The 3,844-nt window shown below is 66.3% G+C and carries 4 protein-coding genes and 1 pseudogene; 2 read left to right on the forward strand and 3 right to left on the reverse strand.

Annotated elements, in window-relative coordinates; all coding sequences use genetic code 11:
* The first annotated feature begins 187 nt into the window (after nt 1-187).
* A complete protein-coding gene (gene hxlA, locus QOI01_RS03155; protein ID WP_526378521.1) occupies nt 188-817 on the forward strand; it encodes a 3-hexulose-6-phosphate synthase in 630 nt (209 codons plus the stop codon).
* A 228-nt stretch (nt 818-1,045) separates the two neighbouring features.
* On the opposite strand, the gene QOI01_RS03160 is transcribed toward hxlA, so the two are convergent.
* The 3 genes and pseudogenes from QOI01_RS03160 to QOI01_RS03170 all read right to left on the reverse strand — a co-directional run bounded on the left by QOI01_RS03160 (nt 1,046) and on the right by QOI01_RS03170 (nt 3,054).
* Complete coding sequence (locus QOI01_RS03160) at nt 1,046-1,936, reverse strand: hypothetical protein (RefSeq protein WP_526378523.1); 891 nt, start codon at nt 1,934-1,936, stop codon at nt 1,046-1,048.
* Between the two features lie 238 nt (nt 1,937-2,174).
* Nucleotides 2,175-2,264: pseudogene (locus QOI01_RS03165) on the reverse strand (IS607 family transposase); the annotation flags it as partial.
* Nucleotides 2,265-2,361: 97 nt separating this feature from the next.
* Nucleotides 2,362-3,054, reverse strand: a complete 693-nt coding sequence (locus QOI01_RS03170; protein WP_526378525.1) for an iron-dependent transcriptional repressor DtxR — start codon at nt 3,052-3,054, stop codon at nt 2,362-2,364.
* Between the two features lie 277 nt (nt 3,055-3,331).
* On the opposite strand from QOI01_RS03170, the gene QOI01_RS03175 reads away from it, so the two are divergent.
* A partial coding sequence (locus QOI01_RS03175; protein WP_526378527.1) for an NAD(P)-binding domain-containing protein occupies nt 3,332-3,844 on the forward strand: 513 nt, incomplete at its 3' end.

Here is a 3,844-nt window from a genome sequence, read left to right on the forward strand (position 1 = left end):
AGCCTGTTCGAGCAGTCCGTGCTCCTCGCCTTCGACGCGCTGTTCCAGGCGCTGTGGAGCAACGAAGACCAGACCGCCGAGCGGCTGTGGGAACGCCACGCCAACATCGGCTGACCCGGCACACCGCTAACCCCCGAATAGCACACCGCTAAACCCCCAAATAGATGACAATTGACAGGAGAAGCACATGACGAAACTGCAGGTTGCAGTCGATTTGCTCACCACCGCCGATGCCCTGGCGCTCACCAACAAGGTGGCCCCGTACGTCGACATCATCGAACTCGGAACCCCGCTGATCAAGAGCGCCGGCCTTAGCGCCATCAGCGCAATCAAGGCTGCGCACCCGGACAAGGAGGTCTTCGCCGACCTCAAGACCGCCGACGCCGGCTTCCTCGAGGCCGATATCGCCTTCTCGGCAGGCGCAGACCTGGTCACCGTCCTCGGTGTCGCCGGTGACGCCACCATCAAGGGAGCCGTGGAGGCAGGAGTGAAGCACGGCAAGAAGGTCGTCGCCGACCTGATCGGCGTCGAGAACCGCGTCGAGCGAGCCCGTGAGGTCTCCAAGCTCGGTGTCGCGTTCGTCGAAATCCACGCCGGTCTCGACGAGCAGGCCCAGCCCGGCTACTCCATTCAGGCCCTCCTCGACGACGGCAAGCTCGCCGGTGTCCCGTTCTCGATCGCCGGTGGCGTGAAGGTCGACACCATCGCCGCCGTCCGTGACGCCGGCGCCGATGTCGCCGTCGCCGGTGGCGCCATCTACAGCGCCGCGGACCCCGCAGCGGCGGCGAAGGCGCTCAAGCAAGCTCTCGCCCGGTAGCCGCAAATCGCGGAGGTCCCCGAACACGGTGGTGTTCGGGGACTTTCGTCGTCAATGGTCAGCGCCGGAGACGTGCGACCGAACCGTTTCCCCCGTTTCCCGCGGCCCATCGTGTCGCGGCCGGTGGCGCGGGCATCGGCGAAGTCGAGGTTCTCGATGATCACCGCGGTGCACCCGGCGTAGGTAGCGGCATCGAGTAGGGCGGTGATCGCGGCGCGGACGCGCCCATCACGGCGCGTGGCGGGCAAGGCCCGCGGTGTCTACGGGGATGGTGATCGGGTCCCCGACCGGGTTCCCGGACCCGTCGAGCACACAGGCGGCGAGGTGATCGGCGTTGAGATCGACACCGAGCACTGGGCCGGTGCGCAACTCGTCGATCGACGGTGCCACCACGGTGTCCTGTTTCCAGGACGCGTCCAGATACCAACGCCCACGGGAACAGTCGTAGCTGATGTCGTCGCGCACCGCACACCGGCCCGCGACCCGCGTAGCCCATTCGGTGCCGCGGTGGATGAAAGCGACCGGCGCCTCGATGTCGAGATGCGTGCCGTGCTGGTCAACCAACGCGGCTGGGACTTTGACCCGCAACCGGCCCGCCTCATCGACGTGGATCGTTTCGTTGCCGCCAGCCTTGCCCGATTCGCCATCGGCGGTCGCAAACATCCGCGCGGCATCCCAGCGTGCTCGCCACTGGCCCTCGGTCAGCCCCGTATCATCGAGGTGGTTGCGGTTGCGCCACAGACGTTTTCCACCCACCGTGATCGACGGGCGCCCAGCGGCAAGGGCATCCTGGGCGGCAACCAGTCGGGACCGCAGCACCGCAAGGCGGCGAGTCTTGGCGAGCCGCTCATGAGCCGTGCGGTAACCACGCCGACGGCGGCCCGCTGTGGCGGGTGCCAGATCCTGCTCACCGGGGCGCAGCGCGCACCGCTGCTCTAGCACATCGACGGCTTGGCGTAGATCGCCGACGTGGGCGCTCAGGCCGCGCATACCCAGCTGGTATTGGTCCTCGACTGCGCGGGTGATCGCCCCTGCCCAGCGGGAGGGGGACACTGCGGTCACCTCGGCCTCGGTCAGGTGAATCCGGGTCCGGATCCGCACCCCCGCAGGCGCAGCCACCAGCACCGGACACCGATCCGGCGCAACGCCCGGCGCTCATCCGCCATGACCGACATTCTGACCGAGAGCACCGACAAACACGGTCGGGCCGACATCACGCCGGGCGCAGCGCAGCGCCTTGATCGCCCGGGTTGCGGGCTGACCGACCGACGCCCGCAGAGCCGGGCGCACCACGAGGTCAACACAATCGATCCCGATGCTCCACCACCACCGTCGCCACCTGGGGGTCAACCCACCCCGCCGGCACCGGCAAGACGCCCTCCCGAAACCAGCGATACGCCGTCTGCGGATGAACCCCCTCTGACTGCGCCCACTCCACCAAATTCACACCACAACCCGTACCCGCTAGAACACAGTATCGATCACTAACACGCACTATCCAGCCAACAGTTGTTACCACTTCTCCGCTGCCCCGGCCGAGATGACTATTCCCGAACCTGCTTCACCTGGACGGCATGTGCCATCTCCTCGGACAGATCGAACCCGCTGTGGCCGGACACCGTAATGGTGACCGAACCGCGCCTGGTCTCGACGGTGATGTGCGCGTCCGGAACGACGCCCGTCGCCCGCAACTGTCCCATGACGTCCGGATCCGACTGCACGTGCTCCGCGAGACGCCGGACGACGACCGCGGTCGGCCTGCCGGGCGGCACGTCCGTGAGCCGGATGAGTGTCTCAGGGTCGCCGATCGGGTGGTCCAGCCCGAGCAACCCGAGCCCCGGAATCGGGATGCCGTACGGCGACGTGGTGGGGTTGTTGAGCACCTTCACCAGGCGCCGCTCGACTTCCTCGCTCATGACGTGTTCCCACCGGCACGCCTCCGCATGAACCCTTTCCCACTGGAGGCCGATGACGTCGACCAGCAGTCGTTCGGCGAGGCGGTGCTTCCGCATCACCGACACCGCGAGTCCACGGCCCTTCTCCGTCAATTTCAGGCGGCGATCACCGGCGACCAGGAGGAGACCGTCACGCTCCATCCGGGCAACAGTCTGGCTGACCGTTGGACCGCTCTGCTCGAGTCGTTCGGCAATACGTGCTCGAAGTGGGCGGACGCCCTCTTCTTCCAAGTCATAGATCGTCCGGAGGTACATCTCCGTGGTGTCGATCAGATCCTTCACACTCACACCTCCTGCCCACCGGCGGGCCGCGATGCCCACCGGCGGGCCGTGAAGATCCTGGTCGCCTGTACTCCAGACACCGTCACCTCTGTTGCACCCCGTCTCTCGCTGGCGCATTCAGACATGCGGCAGATACCAGTGTCGAAAGCTCTGAGCGCGAATGCACTTGGCCGAGCGGCTAGTGACAGCTCCCCGTCCGGCTAGGTGGGGCGGCCTCGAAACCGCCGTATACATAGACAACAGCACGACACTGAAAACCGAAAGGGGAACGGTGACTATGGAACTGGGATTAGTCGGCCTGGGAATGATGGGCCTGAACATTCGCGGGCGTCTACGTGAACGGGGACTCGCGGCGATCGGATACGACCCGCACGTCGCCGACAGCGATGTGGATAGTCTCGTAGCGTTGGTCGAGTCGCTTACCACCCCGCGAGCGGTGTGGGTGTTGGTTACCGCCGGGGCACCAAACCCCCAGGTGATCGGGAAGCTCTCTCGCCTTCTCTCACCGGGTGACATCGTCGTCGACGGCGGCAACTCCCGGTTCACCGACGACACGGTCAACGCGCATATCCTCGCCGAACACGGCATCAGCTATCTCGATTGCGGCGTCTCCGGCGGGGTGTGGGGACGACAGAACGGCTATGCGTTGATGGCCGGCGGTAACGCCGCCGACATCGACCGGTTGATGCCGGTCTTCGACGCGTTGCGCCAGGACGGTGACAGGGCGGACTCCTTCGTCCACGTCGGCCCGGTCGGCGCAGGCCACTACGCGAAGATGGTGCACAACGGC

Source organism: Mycobacterium sp. (genome assembly GCF_032162605.1).
Taxonomy (GTDB): domain Bacteria; phylum Actinomycetota; class Actinomycetes; order Mycobacteriales; family Mycobacteriaceae; genus Mycobacterium.